The sequence below is a fragment of the Acinetobacter sp. UBA2581 genome (assembly GCF_002339435.1).
GTDB classification, from domain to species: Bacteria; Pseudomonadota; Gammaproteobacteria; order Pseudomonadales; family Moraxellaceae; genus Acinetobacter; species Acinetobacter variabilis.
Genome location: NZ_DDLD01000122.1, coordinates 1 through 19129 on the forward strand (window position 1 = coordinate 1; position 19129 = coordinate 19129).

Here is a 19129-nt window from a genome sequence, read left to right on the forward strand (position 1 = left end):
TCAATGCGTAAGTCCTAATCTGTTCTTAGATACAGAGTTTTAAAAAAATATCTGCTTACGCATTCATGATTTTTTCCAGAAATCCATAAGCACATAATGAACTTTAACGAAGAACTGTGCTTCAAAAATTTTAGGAGAACGTAATGAAAAGATTGTTCTCGACTGCCTTACTTATTTTCTCTCCTTGGCTGTGTTCACTACTTTATGCCCACTCAATTCCCATGTGCCCAAAAATCAAATTTCAACAAAACCAAAGCTTATGGGCAGGTCATTATTATTTAAACGGAGTTATGGAATTAGGTTCGGAGTTGCTTCTGCAAGCAGATGGTACCTTTAAATGGTATCTGGCCTATGGTGCTCTGGATCAATTTGCTGAAGGAACATGGTGGCAAAATAAAGAGTGTATTGGCTTAAAAGCAGATCCAAAGTACCAGGACTTGATGATATTTCCCAAATATCTAGCCATAGATGAAAATCATTTAAATGTAGTCTGGGACGATGGAACTCAGCAAGGTAGTTATATACAGGCGAAGCGCCCGGATTAACGCACCTCAAACTCCGCTTCAGCCGGATCAAAACGCCAGGTTCGAATAATTCGTAACTCGGAAATATCCGACATCTTGGCATCAAATGCTCCGAACGGTGCTGCCTTGCGTACTGAAGATTTTGCAGCTTCATCTAGCAAGCTATGCCCTGAACTGTCAATTAAGCGAATTGCACGGATTCCGCCGTTCTGGTTTAAGATCACCATCAAACGCACCTCTCCTGCCAGATTCTGCTGTTTGGCCGCGTCTGGATAATATCGGTTACCATAGAACTCTACTTTTTGACGGAATTTTTCCAGATAAGCCGCAGAGACATCCTGTTTGGACTGGATGCCATCTACGGTTTTAATTTTTTGCTGACGACTGAAATTTTGTTGTCGTTGCAAATATTGGGCTTCAAGACTGGCTACCATAGCAGCTTTGGCCTGAAACTGACTTTGTAACTGTTCCTGCATTTTTTTGCGCTGATTTTCTTCCGCCTGTTTTTGCCAGCTTAAAGTCGTCATCAGCACTTTTTCTTCAAAGCTTAATTCACGCTGCTGTTGCAACATGTCCGGACTTTCTTGCTGCTCTTCTCCGGTCTTTTGCTCCATCAACGGTGCAGGCATATCGCTCGACATACGATGTGCTTCACGAAATTTACCTGAACCTTGCTGGTCAGTTTGCGCCAGAAAATCTGCATGCTCAATTTTTTCATCAGTTTGACGAATACTGACTGCAATTTCTTTAGTCATGCTCTCCTGATCTTGTGGCATACCAAATTCCAGCGTGAGAAAAATCACATGCAAAATAACAGCTGCAAATACGGCGCTATTAAAAATTGGATCTTTCCACCAGGCTTTGACCAGAGGCATTAATATCATGGTTGATCTCATCGCTACGAACCCAGACTTGAGTTCATCCCTCAAACAGCATTTTTAAAAATTAAAAAATAAACAACTTTGCATTTTTCTTTTAAAAATGCCAAACCTATCAAATCTTCAACGTTACATAACTAAAACCCTAAAAATGGTGCTATTTATTTTGCTAAACTGCAAGCTGAAACTCTTGTATTTTTTATACAATTCGACAAGATACACTTCGAATTAAAACATATAGTTGCCAGGATGCTTAAAGATGCAAACGCTAATTTCCAATATTTCTAATAAAATTCGCCAGGCGTATCAAAAGGCGGAAGGATTTATTGAGGATGAACGCGAATTCCCTTTGTCTCAAGTTTTCTTGAATGCGACATTTCAACGTTTTGTCACTGACAATGTTTCCATGCTGAAAGATCTGCATGCCGATCTGCATGATGACTGGTTACGACTCTATGCCACGCTGGACTATAAAGGTCTGAACGTGACCTTATCGGTTGATTTAAAACTGGTGCAAATGGAGCTGAATAAGAATACGCAGCTCATCGTATTTGAACAGATCAGTGATACCCAGTTGATCGAAGCCAAATACCCAAATGTCTTTTATAAACTAGGGGTACGATTTGCCCTGTTTTTCTATCAGCGCGTGCTGAATAAGGATCCTCTTGGCATGATTCTGGAAAAACTCGGCGTCATTAAAGTAAAAGATGATTTATTGCATCTAGATCTGAATCGCTGGTTAGGTAAAAACCGCTCGGTGATTGAGACACTTGGTAAGGTTCATGTGAACCATGCAGTACTTCGTGAAGCTGAACTGGTCGTGATTGGTAATGTGAATCTTGCAGCCCTGTTCAGAAAGCTTTCTCAGGAAAAAGAAGAAAAATGGGAGCAAGACGACATGGATGACAATAAAGTCACACCGATCAAACAGAAAGAACCGACTTAAACTGTGTGTAATTCAATACCTAAACAAATACACCAGCAACTACATGAAATATACATTTTTATTGAAAATCTCCCTTCATTTTCCACATTTTGACCAAATAATAAAAAGTGGAAAGTGATCAATTTTATCTGAAATTACACAGGACAATTTTTTATGGCGAAAACTGTATTCAAAACTTTAGGTGTGACTGCAGGCTTGACTACCGCAATGGTACTTACTGGTTTATCCACCCAGACCTTCGCCATGGCGCCTTTCCAAGCCAATTATCAGTTTAGCTACAATGGAAAAAATATGGGTTCTGCTGCCCGTACCTTGAGCAAATCTGGTAATAACTGGACCTATGTTTTTGCAGCCAAAGCAGGTGGTGTTGCTTCGGCGACTGAAACCAGCCGTTTCACTTTTAATAATGGCAAGATTGGTTCAAGCAGTTTCAGCCGTACCAGTAAGATTCTGGTGCATAGCAATACCATGAGTATTAACTTTAATCCTTCTAGCAGAACAATCAGTACCAAGAAGGATGATGAAAAACGTTCTTTTGCCTGGAGAGCAGATGTACTGGATGAGCTAAATGCTGAATTGCAGATTCGTGAAGACCTGAAAAATGGTGGATTAAAATCGAATTACTACATTGCTGATGCCAAAGAGGTGGAAGGCCGTAAATTCGTCAAACAAGGTACAGAAACGGTAAGCACCCAATATGGTTCATTTAGTACCATTAAAGTAGTGATTAAGCACAACAAACCAAGCCGTGAAACTACTTTCTGGTTAGCACCGAAACTGGACTACTTACCAGTTAAAGTATCGCATGTCGATAAGAAAACCTCTTACGGTTTACTGCTGACCGGCTATAACGGTAAAACGAACTAAGGTTTTTTGGTGAATTTCGCTTGATTTTTTTTGGGTGCTTTTTACAATACGCTTTTGCTTTAAAAAGCACCTGCTCTTGAGGATTCTCCCGTGCACGCACTAGAACAGAAAATCTTAGCCGAAGGTATCGTTCTATCTGAAGAAGTTTTGAAAGTTGATTCTTTCTTAAATCACCAAATTGATCCAATCATGATGCAGCAAATTGGTCAGGAATTTGCGCGTCTGTTTAAAGATGCTGGTATTACCAAAATTATTACCATTGAAGCATCGGGTATTGCACCTGCAGTCATGGCAGGCCTAGAGCTTGGTGTTCCAGTAATCTTTGCACGTAAATATCAGTCTCTCACTTTAAAAGATGATTTATACCGTTCTAAAGTATTTTCATTTACCAAACAGACCGAAAGTACGATTGCCATTTCAAATAAACACATCAGCTCAACTGATAAAGTTTTAGTGATCGATGACTTCTTGGCAAATGGTCAGGCAGCACTTGGTCTTGCTGACTTGATTCATCAGGCGAATGCTGAAGTGGTAGGGATCGGAATTGTGATTGAAAAATCATTCCAGCCAGGCCGTGACCTGTTACTTGAAAAAGGTTATCGCGTTGAATCATTAGCGCGTGTGAAATCTTTGGCAAATGGTACTGTCGAATTTGTTCGAGATTAAGTTTACAAATGAATATTTTAAAGGGTGCTTCGGCACTCTTTTTTATTGGATTTTTTTAATTTCGGTTAGCTAAGAACAAGTATAATCTACCTTAGATTCATCACCCTTTAGACAAAAAATGCCCGCCTAAACCCATAAAAAAAGTGCATTGATACCTTAACCCTACATGTTAATCGTCTTATCCAGCAAAAAATTATAAAAAGTGGAAAATGCATGTATTTACAACTCAACTAAACTTCTCTGAATTAAACTCTACTAGAATCAAATTGGTACGAAATGTTCCTGACTTCAATATTCAGAACCGACATACTGTTAAGCAGGATGTGCTGAATAATTGCTTGTCTAAGGAAGATTCCATATCACACATTTGCTTAAAATGAATAAATACTAATCGCTGATGGAAAATCCTATGCAATGTCCTAAATGTGGTTCAACGGAAATTGAGCTACGCGATCACGAAAAGAATCTGAAAAAAATTGGTGGTATTTTAATGACCTCAGCTGGTGCCACTGCCGGTACAGTAGGCGGTGCAGCCTCTGGTGCTTCAATTGGCGCTGCCATTGGAACGGTCGCGGGTCCTTTAGGGGTAATTGTAGGCGGCACGGTTGGAACCTTCGTAGGCGCAATCAGCGTAGGCATTACTGGGGGCGTGGTCGGAAACTTCTTAGGTAAAAAAGCAGGTGTTTCTGTAGATCGCAATCTGTTTCTGGATTATCAGTGTCTGAATTGCAAACATAGATTCAGCCAAAAAGATCAAAAAGATCAANNAGATCAAAAAGATCAAAAAGAAGATTAATAAAATCAAGGAAATGAAGCTGATTCTTCATTTCCTTTTTTAATTAATTTCTTAAGTCTGATAGAGTTTTAAAGCAACTTCGGCCAGACGTTTACCCTGTACTTCACACAAAATTTTCTCATCTTGGCTTAAGCCTTGGTCATGACGCGGGCCACTAACATGACTTGCGCCATAAGGTGTACCACCACTTTTAGTATTGGATAGTGCTGGTGTCGCATTGCTTAATCCCATGATCATCATACCGTGATGAAACAATGGCGGTAGCATCGTCAGTAAAGTACTTTCCTGTCCGCCATGCATCGAGCCTGACGCGGTAAAAACACAGGCTGGCTTACCATGCAAAGCACCATTCAGCCATAAACTGGTGGTCTGATCCCAGAAGTATTTCATTTCTGAAGCCATATTTCCAAAGCGGGTGGGTGAACCTAATGCCAAAGCAGCACACTGGGCAAGATCATCTAAAGTACAGTAGATATCACCTTCTGCCGGAATGCTTGGTTCTGCTTCTTTCACCACCGTCGCAATATTCGGAACAGTACGAATTTTTACAGCCACCCCTGCTGCTTCAACACCATTCGCAATCAGATGCGCCATTTCTTTGGTTGAGCCATATTTGCTGTAATATAAAACAAGGACATGAGGTTGCATAAAGTTCTTATTCATTACTTAAAAAAATAAAACTATACGGTATTTCGCAACTTTTTTGGGTAAGCTGAAGAATGAAAATTCATGATGAATAAAAAAATTGAGATTGAAAGCGCATGATCGTTGAATATTTAAAGAAGTTACCTTTTTATGAAAAACACTGGTTTCAATTTATTTTATTTGTACTACGGCGTTTTGAGACTGACCGTTGTCGTGAGCAGGCCGGTTCCCTGACCTATACCACCCTGTTTGCGGTAGTCCCGATGCTGACCGTTTTTCTGGTCATTATCTCTTCAATCAGGGCATTGGAACCGGCACGACAACAGCTCCAACAGCTGATTTATAGTAACTTTTTACCTAAAACGACCATCGCCTTCGATAAAGCGCTAAATGCCTTCACAGAGAAGTCCAGCAATTTAACTATTATCGGTATTCTTTTCTTATTCATTACCACAGTACTGATGCTCAGTAGCATCGAAACGGTCTTTAACAGGATCTGGCGTGTGACTGAAACCCGCGGTGGCATTATCGGTTTTATGCGTTACTGGACCATAATTTCACTTGGTCCAATTTTGCTGGGCAGCGCCTTTGTGATTTCTTCTACTTTGGCCTCCATGAATATTCTCAGTAATAACTTTGCCGGTTATGAACTGGATGGCGCCTTTATTCTCTGGGTAATTTCCTTTTCTCTGACCGTGCTTGGCTTTTTTATTCTGAACTGGACTATTCCTAATCGAAGTGTACCGCTCAAGTCTGCTTTAATTGCCGGCCTGTTTAGTGCCATCGTATTTGAGCTATTAAAAAACCTGTTTGGCTTTTTGATGTCAAACTTTACCAGTTATGAAATTGTTTACGGCGCTTTCGCAGCAGTTCCTATTTTCCTGCTCTGGATTTACCTGTCCTGGATTATTGTATTGTTGGGCGTGGAAATCAGTTATGCCCTGACTGCATTCGAATCTGGACAGGACAATAAGCGTCATCCGATCGTCATGTTGCTGGATCTATTAGAACTGTTTTATAAAAAGCAGAAAACTGGTGAAAGTGTCAGTGAAGCACAGGCACTGGAAGTTTTGGGACGGGATGAAATTGGACGCTGGCCTAGCTATGTCAGCATGTTTGAAAAACAGAATCTGATTAAACGTACAGATGACAATGAATATGTGCTGGTACGCGATCTGGATCAGGTCAGCTTCTGGAATTTTTATCTACAGCTTCCTTATCCATTGCCGCGCAAACAGCATCTGACTGATGTGCATACTGATGATCTCTGGATGCAAAAATTCTCACCCAAATTGAATGAAACTGATCAGTTTCTGGAAGAAAAACTCAGTTTTCCATTATCAGAGCTGTTCCGCAGTAAATAAATTCAATCCTCTCTTTTGAGAGGATTTTTAAGTAGATTGATTTGATTTTCAGCGGATAATCGTCCTTGCTGTCATTAAAGCTATAATCCAAAAACCAGGTGTCGTCATTTTCATTGACCGGGTTTTTATATAGAGGTTTGAGTCTTGATCTGAGGCTCAGGCTTCTTTAACCATCCTTGTAAACTCACCAGAATCACGCCCAGCATTACCATACAAGTACCAACAATAAAGTTGATCTCAATATGCTCATTTAGAATCAATACGCCAAACAGCATGCCAAATACTGGTGTTAAAAAGGAAAACACCCCTAAACGTGAAGCCAGGTAGTGTTTTAGCATCCAGAACCAGATCAGATAACTGGCAAAGGAAATCACCACCGTATGAAAAATCAGGCTGGAAATCGACAAAGTTGTCCATTGAATGCTGGCTTGCCCAGTCAAAAAGGACAAAGGCAACAATACCATGCCAGCGATCAGCAATTGATAGAATAAAGTTTGGGTTGCAGGCGCTTCAGCCAGCGAGCTCAAACGTACACTCACGGTCGTGGCTGCCCAGAATACACCAGCCAGCAATGCCAGAAAATCCCCCCATAAGGCATGAGATTGTAGAGCAGATCCTGTCTGGGGACGCAGCAGGAAACTCACCACAATACCACTAAAGGCAAGAAAAATTCCTCCCCATTGCACATGAGACAAACGTTCCGCCGGCAGTTTCCAGTGCAAGCCTAAAGCCACAAAAATCGGTGCGGTATAGAGCAAGACAATGGTATGGGAAGCTGAGGTATAACGCAGCGCCTCACCCACCAGATAAAATTCAGCGGAAAACAGCACACCCACCAGTAAACCCGCAGATAAGTATCGTGCACTCCAAAGCTGACGGCGTACACTTTGCTGAATTAAAGGATAAACCATAAGTGCAGATAAGGCTGAACGTAATGCAATTTGCATCAGGGCAGAAATATCACTGGCCGCCCATTTCAGTACGACCTGCTGCAAACCCCACAACATACATAGTACAAACATAATGGCAGATGCTTTAACATCTAGTGCCTGACGATGATTCAAAAAATATAGTCCTGTTCTCGATTTGAGCCGCTACATACTAAAAATGTTAGAAGTAGAAGATATACATCAAAATAAACACACGATGGGGTAATTCAGGCAAAAAGAGTGATGCATAAAAAACGATTTAGACACTACCCAATCTATATCTAGAAACCGAATGGCAACCGCGTCTGATCAATTTGATAAATTATCCCTTGCTCATTACACTTTTCTAAGCAAAATAAAGGAGCCCTTCGGCTCCTTGATCTCAAAAATCCAGTCTTACTTTACAAATGTCGTCCAGACATAATCCTGATTTTGGCCTTTTAGGGTTATTTTCAATTGATCACCCGATTGCAAGGCAGCCACCCCTGCTGGTGTACCGGTCATGACCACATCGCCTTCTTCAAGTGTAAATACTTGACTAATGTCTGCCAATAAAGTTGCAATATCAAAAATCAATAAAGCTGTATCGCCTTTTTGACGCAGCTCATCATTGATCTCCAGCGTATAGTGCACATCTTTCCAGTCAGCAATCACATCGCCTACTGGCACCCAGTCAGCAAGTACACAAGAACCATCAAAAGCTTTGGCCCGTTCCCAAGGTTGACCTTTTTTCTTCAGGTCATCCTGCAGATCACGTAAGGTCAGATCCAGACCTAAAGTCACAGCGCCAATTGCCTGCAAAACTTTGGCAGGATCATTTTCCTTGCTTAAGGTACGGTCAATACGCAAACTTAGTTCACACTCATAATGACAGTTACCCCAGTCCGGATTCCATTCAATACCAGCATCCAGTGATGTCAAAGCACTCGGTGGCTTGATAAACAGTACAGGACGATCAGGTACCGCATTTCCAAGCTCTTTGGCATGGTCAGCATAACTGCGACCGACACAAACAATTTTCGATGGACGTATACTCATGATCTCTTTCCTGTTCTTGATCTGTCTTATTTCTTGAAGGTATTTTCGAAAATGCTTTGCTCAGTACCATCTTTAAAGGCACGTTTTGGCACAATCACCACTGTACGGTTTTTCAGTTCCAGCATATAGGTCAGCTTGCCGATGGCAAAACTTTGTACTTCATTATAATGCACGACCTTGCTACGCCCGTTATTGAAAATTTCTGCATAGTCCTGAAACAGGTCAATACCCTGTTCACTTTTTCCAAACTGATATTTTACAAACTGGCGCTTAAACATCATCGGTAAGAACCAGTAACGCATGATACCCTGCAGAATCAGGAAGAAGGCACCCAAAGCCACATAATAACGACCAACCCCATTCAGGCCCATTGAAAAGCCCCACATAATAATCCCGATGCTGACCAAAGGCGTCAGAAAGCGTGAAATCTGTTTTTTACCAAAAGTGGCCAGGGCAAATCCATCCTGAGATTCTTCTAGAGTGAGATAATAACGGGTGGATAAAGTCGGTGCTGACTCAGTCATAGCATCACATCAAAAATATAAAATCCTGACCCATACTATATCAAAATATGCTTAAAACTCATGGCTTATGCTATCAATTACATAACTTTGCTTTGGAAATAACTAAATTTAGTTTTAAATAAATCCTCATTAAAACAAAAAACACACAATAGGATATTGGATGAAAGGATTGATCCCCTATTTGCTGATGAGTAGCACCTTATTTGCAATCTCACCGGCTTTCGCAAAAATAACGCCATGGACCCCTAATCTGCCAAGCAGTCTTGATGTATTTCAAGGCAATTCTCAGCAACTGGCCGAACTCACTGGCGAGCGTATCCTGATTTATGCGCATCCCGCCGGCAAAACCCATCTACCGACTTTTAAAACAGCTTCTAGTAGCAAATCCCAGTTTTACAGTGCAGCTGTGGTCTTACCTACATCCGAAGCACAAGTCGAAAAATTATTGCAACATTATCCGAATTATGTCGACCTGTTTCCGACCCTAAAATCCGCCAAAATAATTGAGCAGCAAGGGAGCATTCAACAAGTCAAATATCAGGTGCATATTCCTACCCCAATTCCAGTCTTAAACTTTAAAGAAACTGTGGTGATGCAGCATCATCTGGAAAATAACAGTATCAGCACACTGATTCTGGATGCGCCAATTCCCTATGGGGCCGGAAAGCTGGAATGGTTTGCACTGGGTCCCAATAAAACCTTAGTGACAGTAACGCAATGGGGCGATCTAAACCAGCCACGAGGTTTTCTGTTTAGCAAGATTCTAAATGCCCTACCGGAAGCCAAACTCGGCATTCCCGCCGGCACCAATGCCTTTCTGCTTGAAGCTTTACAACAGCGCTTTAAATATCCTGCTGCCATAGCTTTAAATACGGCAGTGCCTCAAGTTCAACTCAGCAATCAACAAACTCAGAAAATTGCCCAGCTCAGTCAGAAATCAGGACAGCCAGTCAGCTTTATTTTGCCCAATTATCAGGTCAAGGCCGGTAAAGATTCAGAAAATCTAAGATTCAGTACCACCTATCAATATTTCTCGCATCCGACTGAGAAGCTGCAGCCCTGGTTATCGGCTCAGGCCAGCCAGAAACTCTTTCCACGACAAATCAAAAAAGTGGAACTGAATCCAGTCAACCCGCAAAGTATTGATGCTAAATACAAGGTATCAGTCGGCTTGGGCGTCATTCAGATTCCCTTTAATTTTAAAATGCGTTTTGAACAGCCAAATACCTTACAAAACCAGTTCTATGCCAATGGCGGAGATTTAAAATTTGTACGAGGTGGAATGAAGCTTTTGCCTCAATCTCAGGGAACGCTATTCCAGATTACCAGTTCCATGAAAATTCATGATCAGGCGCCTTTTTTACTGAAAGCCATGCGCAGCCTTCCCTATCATGACATATTGCCGGCTGTTGGTGGCAATACTGTCTACGCCTTGAAGATACAGCAGAAATTAAAATCTTAAGTTCATTTCTAATTATTGGTTTTTTATATGAAAAATTAAAAAACTACAGATGTAAAAAAACCGCATCAATGTGCGGTTTTTTCAGAATTCTTTATCAAGATTGGTGCGCTCAGAGAGATTCGAACTCCCGACCCCTTAGTTCGTAGCCAAGTGCTCTATCCAGCTGAGCTATGAGCGCGACGTCTTGATGGAGTGCATTATATAGAGTTTTCAGTACTTGTTAAGTGTTTTTTAATAAAATCATAACCGAACGTACAGTAATTAAACGATATTGCAATATTTCAGTTTTTTTGATGAAAATTCCTGCGGATTTAGAGTTAAAAACAATAACCCAGACTTGGGGAGATTTCAGGATTAGCTAAATTAATCTTTCAACTACCTCATATTCATTTGTTCACAGCCTAATGGAGCTATTCCCCAACCAGACCAGTTTTAACCTCGCCTGCCCGCTGATAACAGCTCAATACCACGCCATTTGAGGTAACTTGATGATCTGTCAGTGCAAATGCTGCCGGCGTAGAGTCTTCAGCACATAGACGTTTTCCTCTGCCCAATATTACAGGAAAGGTCATTAGATAGAGTTCATCCACAAGATCATGCTTAAAAAGTGCCTGTGCCACTGCGGCACTGCCATACACCCGGATATTTCCCTCCCCTGAAGCCTTCAGGTTAATGATCTCATCAATACTTTTTAGAAAGATCGTATTTTGCCAGTCCGAGTGATCCAAACTGGTGGATAGCACATATTTATTTACTTCATTAATTCCTGGCCAGTCTTCAGCATGCTTCGGCCAGTAAGGTCCAAAAATCTGAAAGGTATTCTTACCAATCAAAATATCGGTAGACTGCATCCATTTTTGCATGATGTGATCAAATGCTGAATCGGGTTCAGCACTAAAATACGGCGCCACCCAGCCACCATATTGAAAGCCACCCGATGTATCTTCTTCCGGACCGCCGGGTGCCTGCATTACACCGTCTAGAGTCAGAAATTCCTGGACAATGATTTTTCTCATCACGCTGCCCTTATTATTATTGAGTCATCTAGGATTTATTTTTAGCATGTGATTGAGGCGGATTCTGTAAATTTTAGGCACAAAAAAACCGCAACATGTGCGGTTCATTGTTCAAGTTGGTGCGCTCAGAGAGATTCGAACTCCCGACCCCTTAGTTCGTAGCCAAGTGCTCTATCCAGCTGAGCTATGAGCGCGTAACTTGTGTCGTCTTTATTAGACTGCGTTATTTTCCGATTTACTTATTGGTGCGCTCAGAGAGATTCGAACTCCCGACCCCTTAGTTCGTAGCCAAGTGCTCTATCCAGCTGAGCTATGAGCGCGACATAAGTAAAGTGGCGGTGAGAGAGGGATTCGAACCCTCGATACAGTTACCCGTATGCGTCCTTAGCAGGGACGTGGTTTCAGCCACTCACCCATCTCACCGTAACGTGCCGCCATAATACAAATTTCGGCTTAGCACTGCAAGCACAGCTTGAAAAAAAACTGCATATTTTTGCTCGTTTAAATACTTTTTAAACAATTTCCCTGTTTTTAATCATTTAAGTCCTGAAAAACCCGATAAATTTCCAGTTATCTAAAATTAGCCAAAAATCGAAAACTTAAACAGATTATTGCAATCATTTACGTGCAGTCTGCACTGACATGACTTATGCTAAACCTATCTCCAAGGACACTTTAAAGATATGATGAAAAATTGGGTCGATCCTGAAGCAAAAGCTGAAGCCGAACGTTATGACAACCCTATTCCAAGCCGTACCCTGATTCTCGAAACTATAGAAGAAAAAACTGCCCTGTCCCATGCCGACCTGGTGGAATATTTTGAAATTGCCGATCAAAAAAGTATTGATGCTCTGAGCCATCGTCTGATTGCGATGGTACGTGACGGGCAATTGATGAAAGACGGTTACAAGTTCCAGATCGCGGCGGAACAGCCTGAGCATGAAGCAACGGTATATATCAACTCCAAGGGAAGCGGTACAGCCAATATTTCAGGTGAAGATGACCTGCTCTTACCTGAGCGTGAATTACGTCAGGTCTTTAATGGTGACCGTGTCAAAGTCCGTCAGACCTCAGTAGACCGCAAAGGCAAAGCTTGGGGCTTTATTACCGAGGTCTTGCACCATCGTGTCAAACAGATCATTGGTAAAGTGTCTGAATACGAAGGCGAATACTTTGTTCAGCCAGCTAATCCAAATGCACATCAGCCTATTACTCTAGAAAAAGAGCTGATCGAGCATGCCAAGGTCAAAGTCGGCGATTCAATCCGCGTGGCAATTGATACCTACCCGACCAAAGAGGAATTTGCGACTGGCCATATTGTGCAGTCGATGGCAGACAAAGCCGATACCGAAATCATCATTCCACAGACGATTCTGGAATATGGCCTGCCATATGAATTCCCGGAAGAAGTCTTGAAAGAAGCGGAAAGTTTTAAAGAGCCTTCTGCCAAAGACCGTGACGGCCGTGTCGATCTACGTGATTTAGCGCTTGTCACCATTGATGGTGAAGATGCACGTGACTTTGATGACGCGGTCTATGCAGAAAAACGTCCGGGCGGTGGTTATCGTGTGGTCGTTGCAATTGCTGATGTGAGTCATTATGTACGCCCGGGCAAACCACTGGATGATGAAGCGCAAGAACGTGGGACATCCGTGTATTTCCCACACTTCGTTTTACCAATGTTGCCTGAAGCACTCTCTAATGGCCTGTGTTCATTAAATCCGAATGTCGATCGCCTGTGCATGGTCTGTGACCTGAAACTGTCACGTGCTGGCCGAGTGACCGGGTATGAATTCTATCCTTCGGTGATGCATTCCAAAGCACGTCTGACTTATGACCAGGTCGCGAAGTATTTTGAAGGTGACAGTACAGCGATTACTGAAGATCGTAGTGTACGTAAATCACTAAATACCCTGTTCCAGTTGTATCAAATTCTAAAAGGCTTGCGTGCTGAACGTAATGCAATGGAATTCGAAACCATTGAAACCTATATGACTTTCGATGAGCTGGGTGGTATTAATGAAATTCTGCCACGTACCCGTAATGATGCGCATAAGCTGATTGAAGAATGTATGTTGCTGGCCAACGTTGCAGCAGCTGAATATGCATTGAAAAATGAAATACCGATGCTGTACCGGGTGCATCAACCACCTGAGTTTTCGCGTATCCAGAAAGTTCGTGATTTCGTGAAACTGCTGGGTCTGCCATTCCCGGAACAGCCAACCCAAGCCGATTATCAGGCAGTCATTGAAGCGACCAAAGACCGGATTGATGCGCCAAGTATTCATGCCGTGTTATTACGCTCCATGATGCAGGCCTATTACGGTGCCGACAATGCTGGTCACTTTGGTCTGGCTTATGAAGCGTATACGCACTTCACCTCTCCAATTCGCCGTTACCCAGATCTGTTATTACATCGTGCTATCAAAGCCCATCTGAGTAAAAAGCCATATCCAATTTCAGGTGCCTCTTTAGATGATGCCGGTGAGCATTTCTCAGCAACAGAACGCCGTGCTGATGAAGCCTCCCGCTCTGTAACGACCTGGCTGAAATGTCACTATATGCAGCAGCATTTAGGTGAAGAGTTTGTTGGTATTATCAGTGCAACGGCTGAATTTGGTTTATTTGTCACGCTGAAAGACCTCTATGTCGATGGTATGGTGCATGTCAGCCAGTTGGGCGATGACTTCTTTGTCTTTGATCAAAGCAGCCAGAGTCTGGTCGGCCAGAACCGTGGTCAGATCTTTGGTTTGGGCGATGAAGTGAAGATCAAGGTCGCTGGAGTCAATCTGGAAGAACGTAAAATTGACTTTGAACTGATCCAGCAACTGACTCATGCGGGTCGTCCAATTCGTGCCCGTGCTCCACGTGTCATAGAAAAAAAACCTGCACCACGTCCGGAAGCAAAAGAGGAAGTCTTCAATAATCATGAGCGTGCGCAAAAAGTCCAGCCCAGTGATGATGGAGAACAGCCCATACGACGCAAAAAAGACAAATCCAAGCCCAGTTCCTACAGCAAAAAGCCTGCTAAAAAATCTACAGGAAAGTCTGAAGCAAAGGCTAAAGATAAAGTGAAGAAAAAAGCCAAGATCAAAAAGAAAAAGTCGAATGCAAAAGCCAAGACTGACTAATTTCTAATGATAATAAAAAGAGCGCTACGGCGCTCTTTTTTTATTTCTTAGACTTAAATCTAAATAACTTGACTAAATTATTGAAAACAATATCTTTTAACGCTTTTGAGAGGGGTAACTAATGAAAAAGATTCTAACACCTATTTTAGCTGCATCATTTCTCTTCAGCATAGGCTGCGCCACGATGTTTAATGGTTCGAGTCAAACTGTAAATATTCGCAGTAATGATACTGAAGCTAAAATTTATGTGAATGAAGAGTATATGGGGAAAAATAACGCCGTTTATACTTTTAAAAAGAAAGAAAATTATGTGCTAAAAGCTGAAAAAGCAGGGTGTAAAACTACAACAGTGATTCCTCAAAAGACTTTTGACCCTACTACACTTTTAGGTATCTTTGTTGACTGGGGTATCATCTCTATTCTAGTAGTCGATGGTGCAGCTACAGGTGCATGGCAAAAGTTTAATCAAACGAGCTATGTTGTAGATCCTGACTGTTAAAATTTAAAAGCCTATAATTTCAAAGTTATGGGCTTTTTTAAATTCTATTCAAAATAAAAATAAATTCTTTTCATTTCTCGCTAAATAATAAATCTCACGTTCACCTTGATTTCCCTACCAATAAGCCCTACATCTAGATTTAACACAGGAAATGACTTCGGCAGAAACGACATGACATTAGAAAAAGCAACTTTACCCGTTCCCCAATTCGATCAGATTACGCTGGCAGACCTTAAACAAAAAATTGAAGACTGCATTCAGCAAGGTTTGCAATTTCTAAATGAACTGACCCAGACGCCTGATACTGTCCAAGAACAACTTGCGGTTCTGAAGCAAGTTGATACGCTAGAAAATAATATGGGCGAGTCCTGGGGAGTTTTGTCGCATCTGAACGCAGTCATGAATAACAGTGAAACCCGTGATGTTTATCAGGCGCTATTACCGTGTCTAAGTGATTACTATACCCAGCTGGGTCAGCACACAGCGCTATATCAAACCTATCAGCATGTGCAGGATGCACCAGTTTTCAATGAACTGCCGGAAGCCCAGCAAAGTGCGATTAAACTGGCACTACGTGATTTTAAATTGTCAGGCGTAGCGCTAGAGGGTGAAGCAAAAAAACGCTATGCAGAAATTTCTGCACGTTTGTCACAACTTTCTTCAGATTTCTCCAATCATGTACTGGATGCAACTCAAGCCTATTTCAGACCGCTCAAAGAAGAAGAATTAGCGGGGCTGTCTGACAGCAATATTGAACTCTTAAAACAATATGGTCAGCAACGTGAACTGGATCAGCCGGTTGCCACTTTAGATTTCCCGTCTTATCTGGCAATTATGACTCACGCCGAAGATCGTAGCCTGCGTGAAGAGCTCTATAAAGCCTATACCACACGCGCGTCAGATCAGTCCGAACAGACTGAATTTGACAATACAGCCATCATGGAAGAAATCCTGAAATTACGTCAGGAAATGGCAGCACTCTTAGGCTTTAATAATTATGCCGAATATTCACTGGCCAGCAAAATGGCACCGAATGTCGAGGCTGTGGATGAATTCCTGCGTGATCTGGCGGAACATGCCCGTGCGCCTGCTGAACAGGAAGTGGCTGAACTGAAAGCCATCGCTGCTGAAGATGGTATTACTGAATTAAAGCCTTGGGACAGCAGTTACTATTCTGAAAAGCTGAAAATGCAGCAGTTTAATCTGTCTCAGGAATCACTCAAACCCTACTTTCCGGCTCCAAAAATCTTGCAAGGTCTGTTCAGTATCCTGAAACGTTTATATGACATTCAGGTGATTGAACGTGAAGCGCCAGTTTGGCATCCAGATGCACGTTATTTTGAACTGGAAGACCAAGGTGAAGTGATTGGCGGTTTCTATTTTGACCTCTATGCGCGTCAGGGCAAACGTGGCGGTGCCTGGATGAGCGGCTTCCGTTCACGCATGCAAATTACTGAAGGTCTGCAAAAACCGATCTGTTACATGGTGGCAAACTTTACTCCACCAGTCGGTAACCGCCCTGCACTACTGACTCATGATGAAGTGATTACCCTGTTCCATGAGTTTGGTCACGGTCTGCATCATATGCTGACAGAAGTGGACAATATTGCTGTGGCTGGTACACACGGCGTGGATTGGGATGCTGTTGAGCTACCAAGCCAGTTTATGGAATTCTGGGCTTGGGATCAGGACAGTTTAAACCTGCTTAGCGAACATATAGAAACCAAGGAAGTCTTACCTGCTGACTTGTTAAAAGCCTTACTGGATGCTCGCTTCTTCCAGTCCGGTATGCAAACTTTGCGTCAGCTGGAATTTGCTTTATTCGACCTGAGCATTCACCGTGCCAATCCGGCATTGAATGCTGAACAGATTCAGGCAACCTTAAACGAGATTCGTGAAAAATACGCCGTTTTACCCACTACACCATATAACCGGTTCCAGCACAGCTTCAGTCATATCTTCGCGGGTGGATATGCAGCGGGCTATTATTCTTATAAATGGGCAGAAGTTTTGGCCAGTGATGCCTTCGATCGCTTCGAAGAAGAAGGAATTTTTAACACTGAAACCGGAAAGCAGTTTAGACAAAAAATTCTAGCAGTTGGCGGAAAAGATACAGCACTTGACGCATTTATCAATTTCCGCGGACGCGAGCCAAAAATAGATGCTTTGTTACGTCATCAAGGTTGGACGAACCGCTCTAAAAACGCTTAAACTACGTTTTTAAGTAAATTACAGGGTGAGTATGATGGCTATCAAACGTCGTTTCATTGCAGGCGCAAAATGTCCTAAATGTCAGGCGTTAGATCGGATCGTTATGCTGACCTCTGGTGAAGCTGAATGGATTGAATGTATCGAATGTGGGTATGAAGAAAACCGTCCTACCCATATCGAGGAACCTGAGTCACCAGCCGTTCCGGATGAAATTGGTGTGATTCAGTTTAAACCCCGTCAGCCAAAAGAATAATTTCGGGAACCTAAATGACTCTAGATCATCGACAAAATCCTAAACTTTTATGGGGAATAGTGAGTGGATTAATTGTTGTGATTGTTGCTGTTTTAATAATTACACAGTTTTTTCTCACGCAAAATGAAACATTACCGGCACATCAGGGTGACTTGATGCATGCACCGGTGACACAAGCAGCACCTAAAGCAGAAGCTGAACTGGAAGAAATTGTGCCTACTTCTGAAAATGTCCTAGTCGATGCCTCTATTATAAGAGAAGAAGTTACTGCGAATGCTACTTTGGCGAAAGAAGAAATTGCCAAACTGGAAGATATCCAGCAACAGCTCAATGAGCAGGAAAAAAGCCTGAAGCAACAGCATAGTGATGCGGATGAGCTGATTAAACTCAAAGAGGAACAAATCAAGTTACTCGAAGCACAACTGGCACAATAGTCAGAATGAGTTAGGGATTTTCAGCTAGAATATCCACAGATTTTCTAGCTAAGTTCTCTCATGAGTGTAGCCTCTCCCTCGCATCTGGTTAGGGCAATTGTCTTTCTGACCTGTTCCGCTTTTCTGTTTTCAGTCATGGGCGTCTGTATCCGCTTCGCCTTACACACGGTTGACAATGCCACGGTGGTATTTTTCCGGAATTTTGTCGGCCTGTTTATCTTTCTGCCATTAATCTTTAATAAAGGCATTAGCTTTTTTAAAACTGAAAAACTCTGGATGCGCACCTGGCGTTCTGTCGCAGGTCTGACAGCGATGTATGGCTTTTTCTATGCCATTGCACATTTAAAGCTCTCCAATACCATGGTCTTCACCTATTCCTCACCGATTTTTATTCCACTGATTGCCTGGCTGTTTCTAAAAGAAAAAGTCACTCAAAGCATGTTACTGGCTGCTGCGATCGGTTTTATTGGCGTGTTGTGCGTGGCTAAGCCTGATTCCGGTTTATTTAACCTAATGTCTGTGATTGGCTTGAGTGCCAGCTTCCTGGCTGCTATGGCTTTTGTCACGGTTCGCGCACTAACTCAGACCGAACCACCAGAACGGATTGTGTTTTATTTCTGTCTGATCGGCACCCTGATTTCCATGGTTCCAATGTTCTGGCATTGGCGTCCTTATACTCTGACTGAACTCGGTTATTTAATTGCAGCCGGTTTATTGGCAAATACCAGCCAGTTATTTCTATCCAATGCTTATAAACTGGCACCTGCTGGTCAGATTGGGCCAGTGAACTATATTGCGATTTTCTTTGCTGGCTTATGGGGTTTTATATTCTGGCAGGAAGTTCCGGATCTCTATAGTATGCTCGGACTAGGATTGATATTTTGTGGGATTCTACTCTGCAGTCCTGTTTTACAAAATAAGCTTAGGCTGCGTTAAGGCCACAATA

The 19129-nt window shown here is 42.3% G+C and carries 19 protein-coding genes and 4 tRNA genes; 13 read left to right on the forward strand and 10 right to left on the reverse strand.

Features of this window, described 5'->3' with window-relative positions; translation table 11 throughout:
• Positions 1-143 precede the first annotated feature (143 nt).
• Complete coding sequence (locus B3Q46_RS15950) at positions 144-545, forward strand: hypothetical protein (RefSeq protein ID WP_208461905.1); 402 nt, start codon at positions 144-146, stop codon at positions 543-545.
• Here B3Q46_RS15950 and B3Q46_RS15955 read toward each other — a convergent pair.
• A complete protein-coding gene (locus B3Q46_RS15955; protein ID WP_171065445.1) occupies positions 542-1399 on the reverse strand; it encodes an energy transducer TonB in 858 nt (285 codons plus the stop codon). The genes B3Q46_RS15950 and B3Q46_RS15955 overlap by 4 nt on opposite strands.
• A 262-nt stretch (positions 1400-1661) precedes the next feature.
• Between B3Q46_RS15955 and B3Q46_RS15960 the strand changes: the two genes are divergently transcribed.
• The 4 genes from B3Q46_RS15960 to B3Q46_RS15975 all read left to right on the forward strand — a co-directional run bounded on the left by B3Q46_RS15960 (position 1662) and on the right by B3Q46_RS15975 (position 4677).
• Positions 1662-2348 carry a hypothetical protein gene (locus tag B3Q46_RS15960; protein ID WP_262477809.1) on the forward strand — a complete coding sequence of 229 codons (687 nt, stop codon included), beginning with the start codon at positions 1662-1664 and terminating at the stop codon, positions 2346-2348.
• Between the two features lie 207 nt (positions 2349-2555).
• Positions 2556-3215: a DUF3108 domain-containing protein gene (locus B3Q46_RS15965; protein ID WP_414631450.1), complete on the forward strand. Its 660-nt coding sequence runs from the start codon at positions 2556-2558 to the stop codon at positions 3213-3215.
• Between the two features lie 90 nt (positions 3216-3305).
• Positions 3306-3881: a xanthine phosphoribosyltransferase gene (locus tag B3Q46_RS15970; RefSeq protein ID WP_005233791.1), complete on the forward strand. Its 576-nt coding sequence runs from the start codon at positions 3306-3308 to the stop codon at positions 3879-3881.
• Between the two features lie 397 nt (positions 3882-4278).
• Complete coding sequence (locus B3Q46_RS15975) at positions 4279-4677, forward strand: hypothetical protein (RefSeq protein WP_286716705.1); 399 nt, start codon at positions 4279-4281, stop codon at positions 4675-4677.
• A 51-nt stretch (positions 4678-4728) separates the two neighbouring features.
• Here B3Q46_RS15975 and wrbA read toward each other — a convergent pair whose 3' ends face one another.
• Positions 4729-5325, reverse strand: a complete 597-nt coding sequence (wrbA, locus tag B3Q46_RS15980) for an NAD(P)H:quinone oxidoreductase (RefSeq protein WP_286716707.1) — start codon at positions 5323-5325, stop codon at positions 4729-4731.
• Positions 5326-5438: 113 nt separating this feature from the next.
• Between wrbA and B3Q46_RS15985 the strand changes: the two genes are divergently transcribed.
• Positions 5439-6686 carry a YihY family inner membrane protein gene (locus B3Q46_RS15985; protein WP_286716710.1) on the forward strand — a complete coding sequence of 416 codons (1248 nt, stop codon included), beginning with the start codon at positions 5439-5441 and terminating at the stop codon, positions 6684-6686.
• A gap of 125 nt (positions 6687-6811) precedes the next feature.
• Here B3Q46_RS15985 and B3Q46_RS15990 read toward each other — a convergent pair whose 3' ends face one another.
• The 3 genes from B3Q46_RS15990 to B3Q46_RS16000 form a co-directional block, all read right to left on the reverse strand.
• Entirely contained in the window at positions 6812-7750 is a 939-nt protein-coding gene (locus B3Q46_RS15990) for a DMT family transporter (protein WP_286716711.1), read from the reverse strand.
• 261 nt (positions 7751-8011) lie between these two features.
• On the reverse strand, positions 8012-8653 hold the full coding sequence (locus tag B3Q46_RS15995) for a fumarylacetoacetate hydrolase family protein (protein ID WP_286716714.1): 642 nt from the start codon (positions 8651-8653) through the stop codon (positions 8012-8014).
• A 26-nt stretch (positions 8654-8679) separates the two neighbouring features.
• On the reverse strand, positions 8680-9177 hold the full coding sequence (locus B3Q46_RS16000; protein ID WP_286716715.1) for a YcxB family protein: 498 nt from the start codon (positions 9175-9177) through the stop codon (positions 8680-8682).
• Between the two features lie 160 nt (positions 9178-9337).
• On the opposite strand from B3Q46_RS16000, the gene B3Q46_RS16005 reads away from it, so the two are divergent.
• Entirely contained in the window at positions 9338-10639 is a 1302-nt protein-coding gene (locus tag B3Q46_RS16005; protein WP_286716717.1) for an SRPBCC family protein, read from the forward strand.
• Between the two features lie 101 nt (positions 10640-10740).
• Here the strand turns inward: B3Q46_RS16005 and B3Q46_RS16010 are convergent.
• From B3Q46_RS16010 to B3Q46_RS16030, 5 genes are all read right to left on the reverse strand, one after another.
• Positions 10741-10817: transfer RNA gene (locus tag B3Q46_RS16010), tRNA-Arg, on the reverse strand.
• Between the two features lie 232 nt (positions 10818-11049).
• The gene (locus tag B3Q46_RS16015; protein ID WP_286716720.1) at positions 11050-11655 is read right to left on the reverse strand and encodes a dihydrofolate reductase family protein; all 606 of its coding nucleotides are present in this window, start codon (positions 11653-11655) and stop codon (positions 11050-11052) included.
• A 117-nt stretch (positions 11656-11772) separates the two neighbouring features.
• Positions 11773-11849 (reverse strand) — tRNA-Arg (locus B3Q46_RS16020).
• Positions 11850-11898: 49 nt separating this feature from the next.
• Positions 11899-11975 (reverse strand) — tRNA-Arg (locus B3Q46_RS16025).
• A 13-nt stretch (positions 11976-11988) separates the two neighbouring features.
• A tRNA-Ser gene (locus B3Q46_RS16030) sits at positions 11989-12078 on the reverse strand.
• A 260-nt stretch (positions 12079-12338) separates the two neighbouring features.
• Here B3Q46_RS16030 and rnr point away from each other — a divergent pair.
• From rnr to B3Q46_RS16060, 6 genes are all read left to right on the forward strand, one after another.
• Complete coding sequence (gene rnr, locus B3Q46_RS16035; protein WP_286716722.1) at positions 12339-14786, forward strand: ribonuclease R; 2448 nt, start codon at positions 12339-12341, stop codon at positions 14784-14786.
• Positions 14787-14907: 121 nt separating this feature from the next.
• A complete protein-coding gene (locus tag B3Q46_RS16040; RefSeq protein ID WP_286716724.1) occupies positions 14908-15285 on the forward strand; it encodes a PEGA domain-containing protein in 378 nt (125 codons plus the stop codon).
• Positions 15286-15456: 171 nt separating this feature from the next.
• Positions 15457-17496 (forward strand): M3 family metallopeptidase, encoded by a 2040-nt coding sequence (locus tag B3Q46_RS16045; protein ID WP_286716726.1) that lies wholly within the window; start codon positions 15457-15459, stop codon positions 17494-17496.
• Positions 17497-17536: 40 nt separating this feature from the next.
• Positions 17537-17749, forward strand: coding sequence for a YheV family putative zinc ribbon protein (locus tag B3Q46_RS16050; protein WP_171064841.1), 213 nt, complete (start codon positions 17537-17539; stop codon positions 17747-17749).
• Between the two features lie 14 nt (positions 17750-17763).
• Positions 17764-18183 (forward strand): hypothetical protein, encoded by a 420-nt coding sequence (locus B3Q46_RS16055; RefSeq protein ID WP_286716728.1) that lies wholly within the window; start codon positions 17764-17766, stop codon positions 18181-18183.
• A 60-nt stretch (positions 18184-18243) separates the two neighbouring features.
• Positions 18244-19119, forward strand: coding sequence for a DMT family transporter (locus tag B3Q46_RS16060; protein WP_286716730.1), 876 nt, complete (start codon positions 18244-18246; stop codon positions 19117-19119).
• Positions 19120-19129 lie beyond the last annotated feature (10 nt).

What these genes read in the sequence shown, in the direction of transcription:
- B3Q46_RS16045 (WP_286716726.1), top strand. Translation starts at nt 15,457, where the DNA reads ATGACATTAGAAAAAGCAACTTTACCCGTTCCCCAATTCGATCAGATT.
- B3Q46_RS16060 (WP_286716730.1), top strand. Translation starts at nt 18,244, where the DNA reads ATGAGTGTAGCCTCTCCCTCGCATCTGGTTAGGGCAATTGTCTTTCTG.
- rnr (WP_286716722.1), top strand. Translation starts at nt 12,339, where the DNA reads ATGATGAAAAATTGGGTCGATCCTGAAGCAAAAGCTGAAGCCGAACGT.
- B3Q46_RS15965 (WP_414631450.1), top strand. Translation starts at nt 2,556, where the DNA reads ATGGTACTTACTGGTTTATCCACCCAGACCTTCGCCATGGCGCCTTTC.
- B3Q46_RS15950 (WP_208461905.1), top strand. Translation starts at nt 144, where the DNA reads ATGAAAAGATTGTTCTCGACTGCCTTACTTATTTTCTCTCCTTGGCTG.
- B3Q46_RS15995 (WP_286716714.1), bottom strand. Translation starts at nt 8,653, where the DNA reads ATGAGTATACGTCCATCGAAAATTGTTTGTGTCGGTCGCAGTTATGCT.
- B3Q46_RS16055 (WP_286716728.1), top strand. Translation starts at nt 17,764, where the DNA reads ATGACTCTAGATCATCGACAAAATCCTAAACTTTTATGGGGAATAGTG.
- B3Q46_RS16005 (WP_286716717.1), top strand. Translation starts at nt 9,338, where the DNA reads ATGAAAGGATTGATCCCCTATTTGCTGATGAGTAGCACCTTATTTGCA.
- B3Q46_RS16000 (WP_286716715.1), bottom strand. Translation starts at nt 9,177, where the DNA reads ATGACTGAGTCAGCACCGACTTTATCCACCCGTTATTATCTCACTCTA.
- B3Q46_RS16015 (WP_286716720.1), bottom strand. Translation starts at nt 11,655, where the DNA reads ATGAGAAAAATCATTGTCCAGGAATTTCTGACTCTAGACGGTGTAATG.
- B3Q46_RS16040 (WP_286716724.1), top strand. Translation starts at nt 14,908, where the DNA reads ATGAAAAAGATTCTAACACCTATTTTAGCTGCATCATTTCTCTTCAGC.
- B3Q46_RS15960 (WP_262477809.1), top strand. Translation starts at nt 1,662, where the DNA reads ATGCAAACGCTAATTTCCAATATTTCTAATAAAATTCGCCAGGCGTAT.
- B3Q46_RS15985 (WP_286716710.1), top strand. Translation starts at nt 5,439, where the DNA reads ATGATCGTTGAATATTTAAAGAAGTTACCTTTTTATGAAAAACACTGG.
- B3Q46_RS15955 (WP_171065445.1), bottom strand. Translation starts at nt 1,399, where the DNA reads ATGCCTCTGGTCAAAGCCTGGTGGAAAGATCCAATTTTTAATAGCGCC.
- wrbA (WP_286716707.1), bottom strand. Translation starts at nt 5,325, where the DNA reads ATGCAACCTCATGTCCTTGTTTTATATTACAGCAAATATGGCTCAACC.